Raw genomic sequence first — 17534 nt, forward strand, 5'->3', positions numbered from 1 at the left:
TAAATTAGTTTTATTGTTTTTGATATTGCCTTTTGTCGTCGGATTGTGCTTTGCACAGGATAGTGTGTCGGCTGTTACTGAACCTGCTCCCGTTTTCGTAGATGAGGCGGTCTCGCCGGAATCTCCTGAAGAATCGGCTGCACCTGCTTACGACAAGCGTATTTTTGAAGACCTCGGTAAAATTTGTAGCAAGCGCTTCTGTGCTGTAGAGATATTCTTCAGGAACGGAACCTATTCGCAGATGACAAAGTCCAGGTCACTGCTATCGAATAAGGAACTTCTGGATTATGATTCTAGCCACAAGGCTCCCGGTACGGATGTAGAAGGCGATTCGCTAGAACTCGGCGTTGAAAGCGCGGCTCCGCTTGACAGGGATGCTCAAAAAATGCAAATTGCGGATAAACTTGCAAAAATGTGCGCGGGCAAGGAATTCTGTACTCTCGAGGCCACGTTGCACGGGCCCTCCTTCACGTTTGCATCGCTCAGGAACGTGACTACGGATATTCGCCCCAGGAGCCAGGAAATCCCGCGCTACGCCGAGATACACTATTCTTCCGATACCGAGGTAAAGCCTTTCGCGGTTCAGGCAATCGCCATGCCACGCAAGTCTACAAGGCAGGCTCCGCAAGATGTTTCGCCGGCATCAAGCGATGATTCCTCTCCCGTCGCGAAGAAACCCGCAAGGCGCTTCAAGAACAAGAAGTTTTCGCATGCAATCGCGTTCTCGCTCGGCTTCCTGGCCGAAGATGAATACGGTTATATTGGTGGACTGGATGTTACGCAGGCGCTGGAACTTTTCCCGCGATATACGTTCAAGTGGGTGTGGCACGACTACGTTACGTTTGCTCCCGGTATAGGCATCGCGTTCCGGAACAATACTCTCAACATTGATGACGAAATGACTGTATACGGGAATACCTATGATTATTACTATGGCTATAGCTACACCACAGTTAGTGAGGATGGCTCGATCAGTTACCAAAACATCACGCTGGACATCCCCATTGAATTTCGGTTTGGTAGCATGTTCTTCGGGAGTGTCACGCTTGACCTGCGCAAGCCTATAGCCGAGTGGTACGATTACGAGGTAGATTTTTACCGGAACTATTCTTACAGCAGTTTTGATTACGATAATGGTGACGGGTTTGATTTCTTTGCGGCGGAGGATGCTGAAATTGGCCTCTGGCTTGGTGTGGGCGTCCAGCACAACGGATTTGGTTTTGAATTTCAGGCTTTGCTCGCAAATGATGGCTCAAGCAATGGAACTCATCAATACGAATATCTTTTCGACGGATATTTCTCCTTCCGGCTCTTGGCTGAATACACTTTCTAGGGAGGCCCCATGAATTGTAGACAAGTTTATAAAAAATGGATTCACACCCTTCTTGTCGCACTAGCGGCCTGCCTTGCTATGGCGTTCCTCACTGCATGTGGAGATAGCCCGCTGAAAGCGGCCAGTGAGGATATTGACGATGCCGAAGATTGGGCACGCAATGACACGTATTATTCTATGGAACGTGAAGCGAAGATCAAGGCGTCGAGCAGTTCGATGGCGCAAGCCCTCAGCGTGTGCGAGGCACGCTATAACTACACTTGCTGCAGCAACTGCTACTATGCCTACGGGTACTACGAATGCTCTTACTGCACCAATAAGTGCTATGATGATTACGGATACTATATCTGCTACTCAAGTTCGAGTTACCGCTACAGTTCCTCAAGTTATTACTCGTACTACAGTTCTAGCAGCTCGGCTCCTGCCAAGACATATTACCTAAAGACCTCGAAAACGATGAAGTTCTCGCTCACCTATTACAAGCAGGTGTCGAGTGACTGGGACATATTTGATAACGCGGGCGATCCGGAGGTGAGTTTTACGGTCTATTGCTATTCGGAGGGTTCGCTGTTGAAATCCCTGTCGACGGGTCTGCTTTTGGACAAGGTCGATATCACGTCGTGGAGCGGTACAAGCAGCAAGGCGCTGACTATTCCTGTAAATACGGACGAAATAAAAGTCTGCCCGAAGGTCGTAGACGATGACCCCTCCAGCGATGACGAGAAGACCGTGTCGGGCGGGTGCAAGACAGTTTCTGAAGTGGGTTACTTGGCCGATTACAGCGTGCAGGCGCAGTACCAATACACCAGTGTCTACAAGATTGATTGGGAATGGTATCTGTATTAGGGAGATTTACTATCTTTCCCCCCATGAATTATTCCATCCCCCAAGAAGTTTTCGTGAAGGCTGCCGAACAGTACGGCACCCCCCTCTGGCTCTATGACCGCGCGACGATTGAAAAGCGCGTGAAAGAGGTCCAGGTTTTCGACACCGTGCGTTTTGCCCAGAAGGCTTGCCCGAACCTCTCCATCGTAGCGCTGGTGCGCAAGCTCGGTGGCGTGGTGGATGCAGTCTCTGCAGGCGAAATCGTGCGCGCGTTGAAGGCGGGTTTCAAGGGTGGTCAGCAGAAGGGCAAGGCTCCCGAAATTGTCTACACCGCAGATATCTTCGACCGCGACGCGCTTGAACTCGTGAAGAAGTACGACATCGCGGTGAACGTGGGTTCGCCCGACATGATTCAGCAGCTTGCCGATTTCGGCGTGAAGTCGGAACTTACGCTCCGTGTGAACCCGGGCTTTGGTCACGGGCATTCGAGCAAGGTGAATACCGGTGGCCCGCTCAGCAAGCACGGCGTGTGGCACGAACAGATCAAGGACTGTGTCAAGCTCGCGCAGGCAAACGGGATGTGGATTACAGGGCTCCACATGCACATCGGTTCCGGCTCCGACTTCGAACACCTCTCGCAGGTTTGCGACGCGATGGTCGATGCTAGCCGCCGCCTGGGCTCTCATTTGCGCACCATCAGTGCAGGGGGCGGCCTCCCGATTCCGTACCACGAAGAAGACAAGGACAACCGCATCGACATGCAGGCCTACTACGACCTGTGGGACAAGGCCCGCAAGAACATCCAGCAGAGCATCGGCCACGAGGTTCACCTGGAAGTCGAACCCGGTCGCTATCTGGTGGCCGAAAGCGGTTACCTGATGGCCGAAATCCGCGCCGTCAAAAAACAGGGCGACAATTTATTCTACCTGCTTGACGCCGGCTTTACCGACCTGGTGCGCCCGAGCTTTTACGGCAGCTATCACGGCATTTCCATCATCGCCCGCGACGGTCGCGAAATGAACGAGATGGTCGATGCCGTCGTGGCAGGCCCGCTCTGCGAATCCGGTGACGTGTTCACGCAGGAAGAAGGTGGCTTCGTGGTGACCCGCAAGCTCCCGAAGGCGAAGGTCGGCGACCTTTTGATTCTCCATGACGCAGGCGCCTACGGTGCAGCCATGAGCAGCAACTACAACAGCCGCCGCTACGCTGCCGAGACCATGTACACGAACGGCGAGCTCAAGGTCATCCGCGAAAGGCAGACTTTCGAACAGCTGTTGCAGAACGACCGCGTTATTGACCTATAGTTCTGTAAATTTTCTAAATAAATTTTCTTATAAAAAAAGCGGAATTCTCCGCTTTTCTTTTATTTCAGGCTATTTTGTATCATACAAAAGTAAATTTTTGTGATATTGTTAAAAATTAGACGTTATTTGGCGTTTTTGTATCTATCATCACGCCATTTTCAGCAACGAGCGTATATATTCCTAGTATATGGATTCCGTAATCACATACCAGGACTATCATGCCTTCATGCGCGACTGGTTCAGCGACAAAAAAACGCATACGGCGATGACGTGGCGCGAGTTCTCGAAACTTGCGGGCTTCCGCTCGCCGGTTTACCTGAAGCTGGTATGTGAGGGAAAGTCTGGGCTTCGCGGGCCCGGAATCTTGCGTGTTGCGCACGCCATGGGGCTGGACGGTTTCGAACTTGCGTATTTCAGGTCGCTTGTGGCGTTCAACCAGGCGAGGCGCGAAGCCATAAGGCAGAAGCATTTCGAAGAGATGCAGGCTTTATCTAAGGCGCACTGCGTCAATGTGCTTGGGCAGAAATCCATGGGGTATTTCGAATCGTGGCTGAACCCCGTGCTCAGGGAGCTGGTGCCCCACATGCCCGGCAAAAAGCCGAAGCAGGTGGCGGTACAGTGCATGCCGAAAATCACCGCGAAGCAGGTGTCTGCGACTATAGAGTACCTGACGGCTATGGGGCTCCTGAAAAAGTCCGGCAAGAATAAGTTTGAACAAACTAACAAGACGGTTTCTACGGGCAAGATGGATTTTGTGCCTCTCGCGGTACAGCAGATGCACCTGCAGATGGGAGCCTTCGCGCTTGACGCTATCAAGAACGTGCCGCTTTCCGAGCGCTCTGTTTCGGGCCTTACGCTAGGGCTCACGCAGAAGTCGTTCCAGAAGATAGTGAAGGAACTCGCGGATTTTAGAAGGCGTATTATCGCCATCGCTACCGAAGACGACGACATGGAACGCGTCTATCGACTGAACTTGCAACTTTTCCCGCTCACGTGGAGCGTGAAGCCGAAGAAGGATTAAACTTTATGAAGAAGTTTTTTGAAATAGCCTGTTACACTGCCCTTGCGTTTACCGCGTTCGGATTGGGCGCATGCTCCTCCGACGATAAAGACAAGCATACGGGCGGTGCTACCGAAGAGACGCAGATTGCCATCGAGGACAAGACCATTGCGGGCGTGTCCGAGAAGGGGCCTTTCGTGAAGGGTTCTGCGGTAAGGCTCTACGAACTGAACGTGGATAACTTGGGGCAGACCGGTCGTGCCTTTACGGGAAAGATTGCGAGCGATCGCGGTGACTTCCGCTTCACGCATCTCAATCTGGAAGCGCAGTATGTGTTGCTGGAGGCAAACGGTTTCTACCGCAACGAGGTGAGCGGCAAGAATTCAGTGGCATCCATCTCGCTCAATGCGCTGGTGGACGTATCCGACAGGGAGACGGCGAACATCAACCTGCTCACGCACCTTGCCTACGAACGCATGCAGCACCTGGTAGATGACGGTTCCTCCGTGGCCGAGGCGAAAAAACAGGCGGAACAGGAAATCCTCAAGGCGTTCCAAGTCGCAGATGAATCAATCGAGGGGTTCGAAGGCCTGTCTATATTTGAGTCCGGCAAGGGGAACGCGGTCCTGCTCGCCATCAGCATTCTTATGCAGGGAGAACTTTCCGAGGCGGAATTTTCGGAGAGACTTGCGGATTTTGCATACGACATCGAGAATGACGGCGTGTGGGACGACAGCGTGACTGCGACGAAGATTGCGGACTGGGCAAGCGCACGGAGTGAGGGGGACTACTATGCCTCCATTCGCAAGAACATGGAGGACTGGGAACTCTCCGATACGATTCCGGAATTCGAGAAGTCGGTTGACAAGTTCTGGTGGGAAAACTACGGACTCGGCGATTGCGACAAGAAGGCTGAAGGCGAATTGAAGGAAAACATGAACAGCATGAGCGAACTTGCACATGCGACATTCAGGTGCAAGGATGGCCGCTGGCTCAAAAAAGTCTATGATGATTGGACACCTTATACGGACTCGGCGGACGGAGGTGTCTCCGCTATTTCGTATAGGAACGCTGGCGATACCATCAAGGCGACGTTTGATATCGGGAAAAAGATAGGTTACGACTATGCGGGCTTGGGCTATTGGCTGAACGAGCGCGGTGAACCGGAGGACTATTCTGATTGCGAAGTCATAAAATACTCCTACAAGGGGAACGGCCACAAGTTTGTCGTGGGATCGCCCTTGGGTGGCGAAGATGGCGACTACTACATGTATATTACGGACAGTGATGAGTGGAAAACTGTCTATATTCCCTGGGATTACTTGCAATACGAATGTTGGGGCCGTGTTTGCGGCGAAGGAACTATCGAAGGGGTCAACGGGCAGGTGACGAACTTTACCTGGCACTTCGAGCAAACGGGTTCTATCGAGATTGTGGGAATCGGTTGCATAGATAGAAAGGGATACCTTGAAGCTGAAAAGCTCGAGGAGCCTTGTGAAACAGGCGAGATGAAAATAGCTGCCGCCAGCGAGAGGATGGTTCTTTGCACGGATAAGGTGTGGAAGCCTGCCAGGTGTGGTGACGAAGGGACAGAAGGCAAGGTTCTGGAAGATCAGATCTGCCTTGGTTCCAATTGGTATGAGAAGGACTGCGACAAGTACTTGGAACAGAATCCGGATGGAAGCATGCCCGATGGATATTGCTGCACTGAAGGTGAATGGACCAGCATGATCCTTGCAGAAGATGAAAAGAGCTATATCTGCCCGGAAAAGTGAAGGGGCTTAATACAAGGACATGAAGAAAATCGATGAAAGTCTAACTTCGTTTAACATTTTGTATATTACAAAATGTTAATTGGGTGTGTCGAGTCGACAAAAGGTGTGGGGAATGGTCAAGGCTGTACCGGCTCATTTCCCCAGGTAGTATTCCTTTACAAGTGCGTCCCAGGCGGAGGCTCCTTCCTCGATTTTAATGCTCCTGATGGTGTCGATGACAAAATCCATGCCGTAATCATCGATGAATGGGTAGACGGAAAATTTGATATTCTTCCGGACCTCGTCAATGGGCGGATTGCAGCGTGCTCCACAGAAGGGGCAGTACTGTATTGTCTTTGCAAGAAACTTGGGGAGTTCGGTTTCAACTTGGCATTTGCCGCAGACGAATGTGGTGGTTTCAGATTTTGCCATAGGGTATCCTATTTAAGCAAATATACTCTTGACGAAATCTTCTCCACAGGTTGAAAATTTCGAGGTTCCAGAAAGTGGAACTTTGGGAAAAATTTTTCATTTACGTTGATATTCCAAGTTGGAATAATAGACGCTCTTTTTTTTTCAGTAGAACTGTCAAAAAAAATATTTTTTCTGTTATATTAGAAAACAAACCTTAACCTTCAACTATACAGAGATTCGAATTTAAAGCGAAAACCTGCTTGTTTTTTTTAAGGAAACACCTATGATAACGAGTTATAAAAAAGCAAAAGATGATGTCTTGACCTGCTATAATGAATTTCTTCAGGTCGCAAATCAAGTCAATGGAATAAAAGATGATCGTTCCTTACAAATTCTTGCAGAACAAGCAAAAAAAATAAAAGAAGACAAATTTTGCTTAATGATTGCAGGTGAAGCGAAGAGCGGAAAGTCAACTTTTATAAATGCATATCTTGGTGTTGAAATTCTACCAATGGATGTTAGACAATGCACAAGTTCAGTTGTAGAGATTCGTTATGGTGAAGAATTTGTCTTGTATGCTAAATTTGCGGATGGACGAGAGCGGGAATATCGTGGAGAAGATACCATAAAAGATTTTCTCGTTGCAAATGCTGCTTTAGATGATGAATATAGGGATATTCCTGTAACAACGATTAATAATGAAATTATTGTTAAGTATAAGGACAAAAGAATTCCTGAAGAAATTATAAGAGATCTTTTAAAGGGTGTGGAACGAGAAAATATTCATAGATTGCCCCGAGATGAATATGAAAAGAGGATAAGAACGTACATCAAAAAGAAACAGCCTGATTGGAAGAATGTGGTTGAAAAGATTGAAATTCAATACCCCTTTGAAGATAAAAGTATGAGGGGCGTTAGAATCATTGATTCTCCGGGTGTAAATGCTGCAGGACGAGTTGGAAATGTTACGGCGGCATATATTGAGTCTGCTGATGCAATCATGTTTTTGCGACCTATTACTGGAGTTGCTATTGAAGCTGAGAGTTTTAAAGAATTTTTAGAGTCTAAAAGTGTTGACCGAAATAAAAATGCAATGTTTTTAATTTTGACGCGCGCTGCTGCGGAGTCTAATGAGACCATTGAAAGGGCTCGTGATGAATTTGTTAATATGTTTGGAGTTCAGAAGGCTGAAACTCGCCGTGGAATAGTGAATGAACAGATTATTTCTGTAGATAGTAAAGCCGAATTATACCATAACTCTTTTCAAAATTTATCTACAGAAGAAATTAAAGCTCAGATGAAAAATCTGACGGCAGAAAAAAGAATAGAGCCTTTTTTGACAGCGGCATGGTTTAATGCGGAAGGAGAGAAAGAAGCGTTTCTTCGTGAGCTAAAAAAATATTCCAATTTTGATAAAATTGATCAGTCTTTAAATCGTTTTGGACGAAAGGCTCAGTTTCTTGCTTTAAGTGAATTTCTGGGAAGAATTTTGAAAATGTACGCGAAGATTGCGGCGAATCTAAGAGAAGAAATTGAAAACTATAAATTGAAGGCTAAAAATCCTGCGAAATTAGCGGTTAAAGTCGAGGAAACAAAAGCGGCTCTTACTGATATAGAAAATAAAATGAACGAGACTGTAGATAATATTGCTGCAAAATATGCTGGGTCTAAAACTAATGGGATTATCGCAAAGACTGCAGAAAAAGTGATGAATGCTTATCTTGAAGAAATTGAATGCATTGAAGGTGAGGGTGACTCCAGCTTGGACAAATTGGAAAAAATTTCGTATTGTCAGGTTGACAAGTTTGTTGAATTTGAAGATGATTTGCAAAAAAAAGTCGTTGCTGAGTGTAATGAGGCTCTAGTTGCGCTCAGTGATAAAAATTCTATAGAGTTTGTAACATTGGAGCCTGATTTTTCGAAAGAAGTTGTTGATGAAATTAAAACTTCTATGCGTGATGAAGCTAAAGAGACTGAAAGCTATACAGAAGGGGTTACGTTTAAAAAAACTCGTTATAGATCAGTTTTTTCGCAGCATAAGTTTTATCATCTTGTGAAGAATAGTATTCTCGAAAGAATGGATGGTATAAAACAACAGGCGGTAAAAGATCTTCGTTCTTTTGTTCGACATACTGTTATTGCGTATACCAAAGAACTTGCAAGGAATGCTGATGCTAAGAGGGATGAATTGACAAGGATAAAAAAAGAAAAGAAAACTGCTGATGAAATAGCAATTATTCTAAATGAACTGAACGGACTCCTTGGGGTAATAAATCCGAATGAGAACCTTGTTAAAGAACTAAAAGGAGGAATTGATGGAAATGTGTAACGCAGAAATAAAAAAACAAGTAGAGAAGATGTTTTGTGACCTGCATTCTAAATCAGACGATATCGTGGCGATGTCTTCTGTATATAAGAGTGCGTTGGATAGAATAATGAAACTAGTTTCTTCACGGATAGCTGCAGAAAGTGAAGGGTATATTGTTGATATGTACACCGCCTTGGTCGAACAGATTAAACAGGAATCTTTTTTTCAAGATCCGAATCATTTGAATGCTTTCTATAGGTTGAATTTAAGGGAAAAACTAAATGACAAATATCATTTTGAAATTGATTCCTTGGATGCATTTCAGAAGGGCATTGATTATAAAGAAATTAATCAGTTGTACGTCTCGCTGGGAACTGCTGCGGGAACACTTGCCGTGGGTGGAATTCTTAAATTTGCGATATCAGGTGTTGTAAATATTCCGTTTGCTGTGATTGTTGCTGGTGCGGCAACTGTTGCTTGTTCGTCATATTTCAAAATAGTTCCTTCTCGAAATAAAGCAGCCTTTAAAAAGGCTGTGGATAATTTTTTATTAGATATGGAAAGTGATATATTGAATTGGCTCGCTGATGTTGAAAACTTCTTTGAAAGTCAAGTCAAAACATTGTATTCGCAAGACTAATTTATGCAGAGTGATTAAAAATGTTGAGAAAAGGTTCATCAGAAGATATGGCAAATCCAGAGAATTTGAAAAGACAATTTGAAGAAGATACGGCTAATGTTGCTGAACAGACTGTGTTGTTTTTGCAAACAATGCATCCCGCTTATATGGTGTCATCGTCTAAGGATGAACTGAAAAGAATATCGTATTCGGATTCAAATGTTATCTTAGATGCTTTTACTTATTACAGAATTGCAAGTTGTTCTGTTGAGAATATTGATGATTTATATTTGTATCTAAATGAAAAAATGGTCAATGTTTTTACAGCTTTATATTCTTTTGAGAAGCCTGTTCTTTATGGAATAATTTCATATGAAGGTCAGGCTAATCTTGTTATTGGTATTTATGACGATGCTGATGAAGATTACAAAATAAGAAACATTGTAGAAGGGCTTCTTAATGGCATAGAATTGAATCCGTATGTGCCATCTTTCTCAAAACGAAAGGAATGCGAAAAAAATGTTGGTTTTATTTCTGCAATTCCTTCTGTAAAAATTGGCGAGGAAAAGCCGAAATTTAGCATATCTGCATTGATGAAAAGCCTTAATGGTCAGAATTATACAATGTTGTTTGTTGCTAGACCCATTTTACAAGATACTATTTCTCATAAATATGGTGAAATTATCAATATCAGAGATGCTTGCTTTGCCGTCAGCAAAAGGAATGTTTCTCGTCAACGCGGTTTTACGCGTACGGAAGGTGAAACTAATGGAAAAACGATTACCGATTCGCATACTGTTGGAAAATCGAGTTCTACAAGCAGAAATGTGGGGCTGAGTTTTGTTCTGTCTGCTGGTAAATCGTGGAGTAGCTCACAAAGTTCATCCGATAGTCATTCTGTCTCGCAAACCTATAGTAAGTCAATTTCTGAGGCTGTTAATCGAACTGAGGGGATTTCCTCAGAGGTGCAAAATGGATTTGCTTTGGAAATGATGGAATATGCGAATAAAGCGATAGAACGGTTGAAGCAAGGTAGATCAAACGGAATGTGGGAAACCGTAATTTCTTATTCCGCGGAATCACCTTTTGTTGCTGGGGTCATTAAAGCCTGTATTTCAGGAGAAATTGCTAAACCGAATCCGGACATATTACCTTTAGTTTCACGAGAATATCTTCTATCAAAAGAAGAAGCGCGGAAGAATTCTTTAATTCTTCCTAAAATAATCAAGGGCGAAAAAGAATGCTCTTCTTTATGTACTGCGTTGACATCTGAAGAATTGGGTATGATTTGCTCAATACCAACAGAATCAGTTCCTGATTTTGAATTGAAAAAAAGTAAGGTATATCCGATTGTTTCCGATAGAATTGAAGGTGTTTGCTTGGGAACTTTAGCGGATGGATGCAAAGTTTTTAATCATATGCCTTTTTCTTTATCGCATGAGGATTTGGCAAAACATACATTTGTTTGCGGAATTACGGGGAGTGGCAAAACAACAACCGTAAAAAGAATTCTTCGTGAAGCAAATGTCCCGTTCTTGGTTATAGAATCTGCTAAAAAAGAATATCGAAATATAAAGTTGCAAGATGGTAATCATCCTCGGGTTTATACCTTAGGAAAACCTGAGATTAATTGTCCTCGAATTAATCCTTTTTATATTCAATGTGGTATTAGTCCACAAATGCATATAGATTTTCTGAAGGATTTGTTTAGCGCTTCATTTTCTTTTTATGGCCCGATGCCGTATATTTTGGAAAAATGTTTGCATCTAATATATCAGAAAAAAGGTTGGAATTTGACATTGGGTTTTCACCCATATCTTGTGAATAGGAATAAATCAGCAGATTTGTTCGATGCTGACTATATGCGTGATAAGTATAATTTGTCTGCGCATAAATATTTGTTTCCGACTATGCAGGACTTGAAAGATGAAATAAAAAGATATATTGAAGATGAACTACAGTATGATGGTGATGTTGCTGGAAATGTAAAGACTGCCATTTTGACTAGGCTTGAAAATCTTTGCTCTGGCCCTAAGGGGTATATGTTTAATACGAGTGAATATGCTAATATGGAAACTCTGTTAAATGAAAATGCTGTTTTTGAGCTAGAAGGGCTAGCAGATGATGCTGATAAAGCTTTCTGTGTTGGCTTATTAGTTGTTCTAATAAATGAATACAGACAGGTAAATAAAGAAATAAACGGATCAAGAAAAAAATTAAACCATTTGCTTGTGATTGAAGAAGCTCACCGTTTGTTGAAAAATGTTGAAACAGAACGAATCTCAGAGGATATGGGGAATCCTAAGGGAAAAGCTGTTGAACATTTTAGCAACATGATTGCGGAGATGCGGTCGTATGGGCAAGGGGTTATTGTTGCAGAACAAATTCCAACGAAACTTGCTCCAGATATAATAAAAAATTCATCAAATAAAATAATACAACGACTAGTTGCAGCAGACGATCAGTGTGTGGTTGCAAATACTATTGGAATGACAGAAAAGGAAAGTATATATATTGGAAATTTGGCGACGGGTCAAGCTTTGTGCCATAAAGAGGGCATGTCTTTACCTGTGAATGTTGCTATCAATCCTATTGATGAAGTCATTGTCTCTGATGGAATGCTGTATGGCAAAGATGTTGCTGGTCGATTGCATCGAATTAATGTAAGTATGGCTAAGGAATGTGTTGCAGAAAAATTAGATTTATTATCATTGCAATTATTAAATTCGATCTTGATTCAAGAATATGATATTGTTAAAGAAAGTATAGTGACTCTCCGAAAAAAATGTCAAACATATTTGGTAAAAAACAATGTTGATTTTATTCTTTGCGAAAATGAGAATGCGATATATGCAGAATTATTTTCGGAAGGCATTGCCAAATATTTGATGAATGGAGTATATAGTGTCAAGTCGTTGATTGGTGATGAAATGATGGATGTATTAAATGAACTGCTAGAGAATCCGCAATTATCTGTATTAGAGCGATTGAGAGAGGAATTGAAAAAGACTTATAGGGAGGAACCGGCCTACAAAGGAAAATATGTAATTAGTCAAATGGTTCGAAACCAGATGGATGAAAAAACGAATGTGGATGCAACCGTTGAGAATTATTTTGTGATTCCTGATTCAAGTAGTGTTGAAATAATCCGTTCTTGTGTAATGGGGGAGGGTGATACATGGCTGTGAGTCTTATTGCTGCTGCTAAATCTGGTGCTATGAAAGTTGCAGAAAATGCGAACAAGGCAATTGGTGAATTTAATTCTTTGGAGAAAAAAGAATTCCAAACACATGAATTGCATAATATTGATAAGAATGGCAAAGCATTGCTTCCTGATGTTGAAAAGGCGAAACATGTGTCATTGGAATCAGTTGTGTTAGAAAATAAGGAATTGGCTGAAAGGCTAGAGCCTTTAGATAAATTTAGGTTGCCAAATGAATTGGAACAACAGGAAATAAAAGAAAAGACTGGGATGACGGATGCAAATTTACGGCGATGCACTATAAATGAAGATGGAAGCGTTGTTAGGTTAAGATGCGTTAATGACGAGTTTGTCGGGCATAATCATCCGGAAACTGGCATACCATATAAGGAAAAATATGTTGATTATGAATCTTTTAAATTAAGAGTTGGCGTGCCGGAATTTCCTTCTGTTGTAGAGTGCTATTTGCCCAAAGAACTTCGTTTTGCTACGGAAAAAGAACAATTTGGTTATTTGAATAAAAACTTAGGGAAGATTATTGAAGATAATCCGAGTAAAAAGACTATATTTAATGAACGGCAAGTGATGCAAATAGAACAGGGGTATAAACCGCAAGGATATACATGGCATCATACGGAGGATGTTTGTAAAATGCAATTAGTTAAAACCGATATTCACTCACAGACACGCCACACAGGAGGAATGTCAATGTGGGCTGGAGGATACTAGAATGAGTAAAACAATTTCATGGAAATTTAGTCAACCGTTAACCAATGCGAATGTGTTGGATGATTTTGAGATAGACTACTGCTTTAAAATGGAGTCTGATTTCAAAGAGTTTATAAAAAATAATAATGCAGCATACCCGAGTCCGAATGCTTTTGATAAACCATGTAAGAATCTTGTTTTTTCTAATCTTCTTTCTTTTAATAAAGAAGACGACGAGTCTGTTTATTCGGTAATAAACTTGTTTGTGAAAAATGGGAAATTGACGATGCTTCCTTTTGCGACAGATGGCTTTGGAAACATGATTTGTATAAAAGGAAAACAAATTTTGTTTTGGAATCACGAAAATGGAAATGCTCAAATTGTTGCAGATTCCTTAGGGACTTTTTTACAAATGTTGCATGAGTGATATCAGTTATTAAGCCCTACAAAATTCCACATAACAATTTGTGTTTTCCCTCCGATTACATAGGTGGATTTTGTTGCTAGCATTCATTCTTCCATGATTCATTAGAATTTCTCACCCCCTATACACTCCCGCGGCCTTCTCGAACTGGTCCTTGAACCAGAGGCGCAGTTCGCGCGGGGCGAGGATCTATAAACGTTAGCCCAGAATTGCGCAGTCCACAAAAGAACCGATGGCTGTTATGCCATCGGTTCATATTTTTTAGAGTGATCACTCGTTCGCTGTAGTTCGCTTAAAAGTGCCAAAAACCGGTTTGGTGGTCAATACCTCGTCGCAGACCAGCCTTACGCTAAACAAGTCACGCAATGGCGCCGGGTACCGGAAGCTAATGCCCTTGGCATCGATGACGCAGAATTGCCGGTCCTTATTTTTGCCTTCGGTCGATGTCCAGAAGTAGGCCCCCTGCCCCTCTTCCCAGAAATCCATTTGCGATTCGGAACCGAATCCGCCAAATTGCAAAGAGAGATTTCGTTCAAGGAGCCTGCCCGCAAGCATTTCGACCCAGCTCATTGCATTTGCCGAAGTCTCAAGACTTTTGTAGAGCTTGGCATAGTCGGCTGCCGAGGGAATATGCCATCCGAGAGGGCAAAGCTCATCAAGAGCATCCTTGCTGTAAAGGTAGCCGTTCTTTTCGAACGAAGAGTAACGATCATTGTACATATAGGACGAATCCTCGATGTGGTAACGAAGGTTTTCTGCGAACCAAAGCTGGCTTCCAATCCGGACCAGATTGTATTCCTTGCCATCGCGATTATCAACGTATTTTAGTGTCATTTAAAAATCCTTGTTGAATTGTGAGTTAGAGATTGCCAAAGAACCTGCCTACGCCCTTAAGGAACCTGCCCTTTTCGGCAATCTTTTTGATCAGATTGCCGCAATCATCGCAGTGGATCGGGATAGCAATTCCTTTGGTTTCAAGGAAGTACCTATGCGCCGCAGACAGGTAGAAGGGCTTGCCGCACGTTACGCAGTAGCGCTGTTCTGCCGGAGCCTTCGCCTGGTCATTCTTTGGCTGCTTTGCCCAGTTAGTATTGATGAAGCCGTTCGGCTCTTGATACCATACGAGAATCTGTCGATAAGAATGTACCGCTTGACTATAATTGAGCCGGTCAACATCTTCAAGCAACCCCTTGTCAGCGGAGAGCAAGATGATATTTTCGGTTAGACGCCTTGACGTGAATGTTGATAAGAAATCGTGATCGGCGAACGAAGCATCGTCCCCCTCAATTCTGATCAATTTCTGGGCGACAAGGCTGTTAATGTCGTTGATTGCCTTCTGTGCCCTGCATGCAACGGCCAGCTTGTCTGTTGCGTTTGCCAGCTTACGCAACTCGGCCATTACTGAACCAAGCACGATGAGCTTGCGATTACACTGTGCAAGACGCGGAAAAATGATTTCTTTGCATTTTTCCCAGGAATTCTGGAGAAAAATGTTTGTATCCGCGTAAAGTTTATAGGTCGAGAGAATCTTTAGCATATAGTCATTGGAACTTACACGAATGTTCATTCGTATACTCCTTTGTCGCCACAAGGGCGACTTGTTGAAAGTTTAACAACCAGCGAAGTGGTACTTCGCAATAGGTTGAGTGATATAATTTGAAAAAAGAGGGAGATACTTTGCAAGCGGCTTAGGCGTCGTGCCGCTTTGCAGCATCTCGATTCAAGTCCTTATGACAGCTAGTAAATAAGAAGAGTCAAAAAATGCCCGGGCTTATGAAAAAGGCAAAAAATGCTGTCTTGAGTCGTGGACTTGCTGGTGTTATGACGATTCAGAGGATTAAAGTTTAATCGTATCTACCACAGCCATCTCCTTTTACCTAAAATCTATATAAATCTTTCTTTCTTGAAAGGGCGAATGTGGCATTTTGCCGAATTTATACACATGTTTAACATGAAAAAATATTGAGTGTAAGACACTCTTTGGAGGCTTCTTATTCTCACTTGCTCTTTGGCTCTTCTAAAGCGCTGCTAAATCTCAGTTCCCACATTTTGAAGCCAGAATCCTTTAATTTTTTTCTATTCCAAAGTTGCCATATTTCTCTATTTTCTTTATTTATAAAAATAGATTCTTTCATCATTTTGGCGTATCCACGCTTGTCTTTATCATTATAAAAACGCCAATAAATAGATTTTAATGTTTTTCCAATACCATAAGCCTTTTCTAACTTTTTTGACTTGTATTTTTCTTCTAAAAAATCATTAAATTCATCAGTAGAAACATTTTGTTCTCCTTTAAACATTTCATCTTCAAGATCTTTTTTTTGATCAATATATTTAAAAAAAGATGGTATTAAGGTGTGCGCTATATATAGATGTTCAGGATGAATCATATCCAACATAAGCTCTATACACATTGCTTTTTTTTCATTTATTCGCTCTTGTAGTGTTTGATATGCATTTTTTTCACCGATTTCACATTCTAAACGATTAAGAGTATTTCGCATTTTCACGCATTTTTTTAGACAAACGAATAACAAGTATGCGTCTTCATGATTTAGAGTCATGCCATTAGAAAATAGCGAATCAAAAGGGTCAAGATGCAACGGATGATTCAGCAATTTTTCTAGATGCGAAGAATCGAAGAAAGCATCATAAGAAATAAATTTTTCAGTTAGCAATTTATTAAATTGTTTATTATCGTCAAAATGCCTTTCACAAATATCGTATAAGTCTCCTAAAATTGACCCTTTTTTGCCAATATCGCCAATATTGTCAATGCATATTTTCAAATCATCTTCATCTCGAATAGAATCGCTTGAAATCTCGAAAATTTCATTCGTAATGTTATTTGTGCAAGAAATTACATCTTTTTTTATTCCTTTTGTTTCAATCCATTCATTAAATGTTTTATAGTCAAAGTCGCAGGTTTGTTTTCGCTCGTTTATTTCAAATTCTGTAGATGTGTCTACGAATACAATTTTTTGTGGATTTAATTTTTCAACAATTGTAACGAGTGCTTTAAAATATTTGTTAAAGTCATTACCACAGGGAATTTCATTTCTCTTTATGGTTCCATTCTTAATTCGGTCAAATCTATCATAAACAAAATTACAGTACGAAATTTTTTTAAGACTTGATCCTTTTAGATAAGTATGAATCTTTTGCGGATAGGCAAATGTTGGTCGTTCTTTTTTATCATCCAAATTCATTTCATTTTTTATTTCATCTCGAATTTTCCTTTTAGTTGTATCTCTATTGCAGTAAGAAATGATTTGGGTGCAATAATTTACTTTAGGAAAAACTTCTGTTTCTTCTAAAAACCGTTTATCAAGAGGAAGTTTACAATCGCCAATGAATAATATTTTCTCCTCTGCATCACCATACCCATCTCCGATAAACGGAGTGTAAGATGCTTTTTCAAAAATAACGGCCTTAATTTTGTCGTTCATTAAAGCCTTCTTGATATCGACGTTTTTGTCCGGATTCATTTCTAACTTTTCATCGTTACTGGCCATAATACAACTACTCCTACTTTCTTATCAATATAGTATTCCATATCAAAAAAGTGAAAACGAGTCCAATTTTAGTTGGTTTTAGATGTTATACATCTGATAATTTGAAGGTTGCATCAAAAAATTATAGA

Annotated in this window: 14 protein-coding genes; 10 read left to right on the forward strand and 4 right to left on the reverse strand. The window is 42.1% G+C overall.

Features of this window, described 5'->3' with window-relative positions; genetic code table 11:
• Window positions 1-64: 64 nt before the first annotated feature.
• The 5 genes from BUA44_RS10705 (at window position 65) to BUA44_RS10725 (ending at window position 6237) form a co-directional block, all read left to right on the forward strand.
• A complete protein-coding gene (locus BUA44_RS10705; protein ID WP_072811804.1) occupies window positions 65-1333 on the forward strand; it encodes a hypothetical protein in 1269 nt (422 codons plus the stop codon).
• Window positions 1334-1342: 9 nt separating this feature from the next.
• Window positions 1343-2179, forward strand: coding sequence for a hypothetical protein (locus BUA44_RS10710; RefSeq protein WP_143151955.1), 837 nt, complete (start codon window positions 1343-1345; stop codon window positions 2177-2179).
• A 23-nt stretch (window positions 2180-2202) separates the two neighbouring features.
• Window positions 2203-3462 (forward strand): diaminopimelate decarboxylase, encoded by a 1260-nt coding sequence (gene lysA / locus BUA44_RS10715; RefSeq protein WP_072811808.1) that lies wholly within the window; start codon window positions 2203-2205, stop codon window positions 3460-3462.
• Window positions 3463-3649: 187 nt separating this feature from the next.
• Window positions 3650-4483, forward strand: coding sequence for a TIGR02147 family protein (locus BUA44_RS10720; protein WP_072811810.1), 834 nt, complete (start codon window positions 3650-3652; stop codon window positions 4481-4483).
• Between the two features lie 5 nt (window positions 4484-4488).
• On the forward strand, window positions 4489-6237 hold the full coding sequence (locus tag BUA44_RS10725; protein ID WP_072811812.1) for a carbohydrate binding domain-containing protein: 1749 nt from the start codon (window positions 4489-4491) through the stop codon (window positions 6235-6237).
• Window positions 6238-6369: 132 nt separating this feature from the next.
• Here BUA44_RS10725 and BUA44_RS10730 read toward each other — a convergent pair whose 3' ends face one another.
• Window positions 6370-6648 carry a hypothetical protein gene (locus BUA44_RS10730; RefSeq protein ID WP_072811814.1) on the reverse strand — a complete coding sequence of 93 codons (279 nt, stop codon included), beginning with the start codon at window positions 6646-6648 and terminating at the stop codon, window positions 6370-6372.
• Between the two features lie 265 nt (window positions 6649-6913).
• Here BUA44_RS10730 and BUA44_RS10735 point away from each other — a divergent pair, with 265 nt between their 5' ends.
• Genes BUA44_RS10735 through BUA44_RS10755 form a run of 5 tightly spaced genes read left to right on the forward strand, consistent with a single transcriptional unit; the run spans window position 6914 to window position 13894 of the window.
• Entirely contained in the window at window positions 6914-8959 is a 2046-nt protein-coding gene (locus BUA44_RS10735) for a dynamin family protein (protein ID WP_072811816.1), read from the forward strand.
• On the forward strand, window positions 8946-9578 hold the full coding sequence (locus BUA44_RS10740) for a hypothetical protein (protein ID WP_072811818.1): 633 nt from the start codon (window positions 8946-8948) through the stop codon (window positions 9576-9578). The genes BUA44_RS10735 and BUA44_RS10740 overlap by 14 nt, the downstream gene beginning before the upstream one ends.
• A 20-nt stretch (window positions 9579-9598) precedes the next feature.
• On the forward strand, window positions 9599-12745 hold the full coding sequence (locus BUA44_RS10745) for an ATP-binding protein (protein ID WP_143151956.1): 3147 nt from the start codon (window positions 9599-9601) through the stop codon (window positions 12743-12745).
• The gene (locus tag BUA44_RS10750; RefSeq protein WP_072811822.1) at window positions 12736-13488 is read left to right on the forward strand and encodes an HNH endonuclease; all 753 of its coding nucleotides are present in this window, start codon (window positions 12736-12738) and stop codon (window positions 13486-13488) included. The genes BUA44_RS10745 and BUA44_RS10750 overlap by 10 nt, the downstream gene beginning before the upstream one ends.
• 1 nt (window position 13489) lies before the next feature.
• On the forward strand, window positions 13490-13894 hold the full coding sequence (locus BUA44_RS10755; protein WP_072811824.1) for an SMI1/KNR4 family protein: 405 nt from the start codon (window positions 13490-13492) through the stop codon (window positions 13892-13894).
• 267 nt (window positions 13895-14161) lie between these two features.
• Here the strand turns inward: BUA44_RS10755 and BUA44_RS10760 are convergent, their stop codons facing one another.
• The 3 genes from BUA44_RS10760 to BUA44_RS10770 form a co-directional block, all read right to left on the reverse strand.
• Window positions 14162-14725, reverse strand: a complete 564-nt coding sequence (locus BUA44_RS10760; RefSeq protein WP_072811826.1) for an FISUMP domain-containing protein — start codon at window positions 14723-14725, stop codon at window positions 14162-14164.
• A 25-nt stretch (window positions 14726-14750) separates the two neighbouring features.
• On the reverse strand, window positions 14751-15458 hold the full coding sequence (locus BUA44_RS10765; RefSeq protein ID WP_072811828.1) for a PIN domain-containing protein: 708 nt from the start codon (window positions 15456-15458) through the stop codon (window positions 14751-14753).
• Between the two features lie 430 nt (window positions 15459-15888).
• Window positions 15889-17406 (reverse strand): hypothetical protein, encoded by a 1518-nt coding sequence (locus BUA44_RS10770; protein ID WP_072811830.1) that lies wholly within the window; start codon window positions 17404-17406, stop codon window positions 15889-15891.
• Between the last annotated feature and the right edge of the window lie 128 nt (window positions 17407-17534).

Source organism: Fibrobacter sp. UWR3 (assembly GCF_900143055.1).
Lineage (GTDB): Bacteria > Fibrobacterota > Fibrobacteria > Fibrobacterales > Fibrobacteraceae > Fibrobacter.

What these genes read in the sequence shown, in the direction of transcription:
- BUA44_RS10710 (WP_143151955.1), top strand. Translation starts at nt 1,343, where the DNA reads ATGAATTGTAGACAAGTTTATAAAAAATGGATTCACACCCTTCTTGTC.
- lysA (WP_072811808.1), top strand. Translation starts at nt 2,203, where the DNA reads ATGAATTATTCCATCCCCCAAGAAGTTTTCGTGAAGGCTGCCGAACAG.
- BUA44_RS10720 (WP_072811810.1), top strand. Translation starts at nt 3,650, where the DNA reads ATGGATTCCGTAATCACATACCAGGACTATCATGCCTTCATGCGCGAC.
- BUA44_RS10725 (WP_072811812.1), top strand. Translation starts at nt 4,489, where the DNA reads ATGAAGAAGTTTTTTGAAATAGCCTGTTACACTGCCCTTGCGTTTACC.
- BUA44_RS10730 (WP_072811814.1), bottom strand. Translation starts at nt 6,648, where the DNA reads ATGGCAAAATCTGAAACCACCACATTCGTCTGCGGCAAATGCCAAGTT.
- BUA44_RS10735 (WP_072811816.1), top strand. Translation starts at nt 6,914, where the DNA reads ATGATAACGAGTTATAAAAAAGCAAAAGATGATGTCTTGACCTGCTAT.
- BUA44_RS10740 (WP_072811818.1), top strand. Translation starts at nt 8,946, where the DNA reads ATGGAAATGTGTAACGCAGAAATAAAAAAACAAGTAGAGAAGATGTTT.
- BUA44_RS10745 (WP_143151956.1), top strand. Translation starts at nt 9,599, where the DNA reads ATGTTGAGAAAAGGTTCATCAGAAGATATGGCAAATCCAGAGAATTTG.
- BUA44_RS10750 (WP_072811822.1), top strand. Translation starts at nt 12,736, where the DNA reads ATGGCTGTGAGTCTTATTGCTGCTGCTAAATCTGGTGCTATGAAAGTT.
- BUA44_RS10755 (WP_072811824.1), top strand. Translation starts at nt 13,490, where the DNA reads ATGAGTAAAACAATTTCATGGAAATTTAGTCAACCGTTAACCAATGCG.
- BUA44_RS10760 (WP_072811826.1), bottom strand. Translation starts at nt 14,725, where the DNA reads ATGACACTAAAATACGTTGATAATCGCGATGGCAAGGAATACAATCTG.
- BUA44_RS10765 (WP_072811828.1), bottom strand. Translation starts at nt 15,458, where the DNA reads ATGAACATTCGTGTAAGTTCCAATGACTATATGCTAAAGATTCTCTCG.
- BUA44_RS10770 (WP_072811830.1), bottom strand. Translation starts at nt 17,406, where the DNA reads ATGGCCAGTAACGATGAAAAGTTAGAAATGAATCCGGACAAAAACGTC.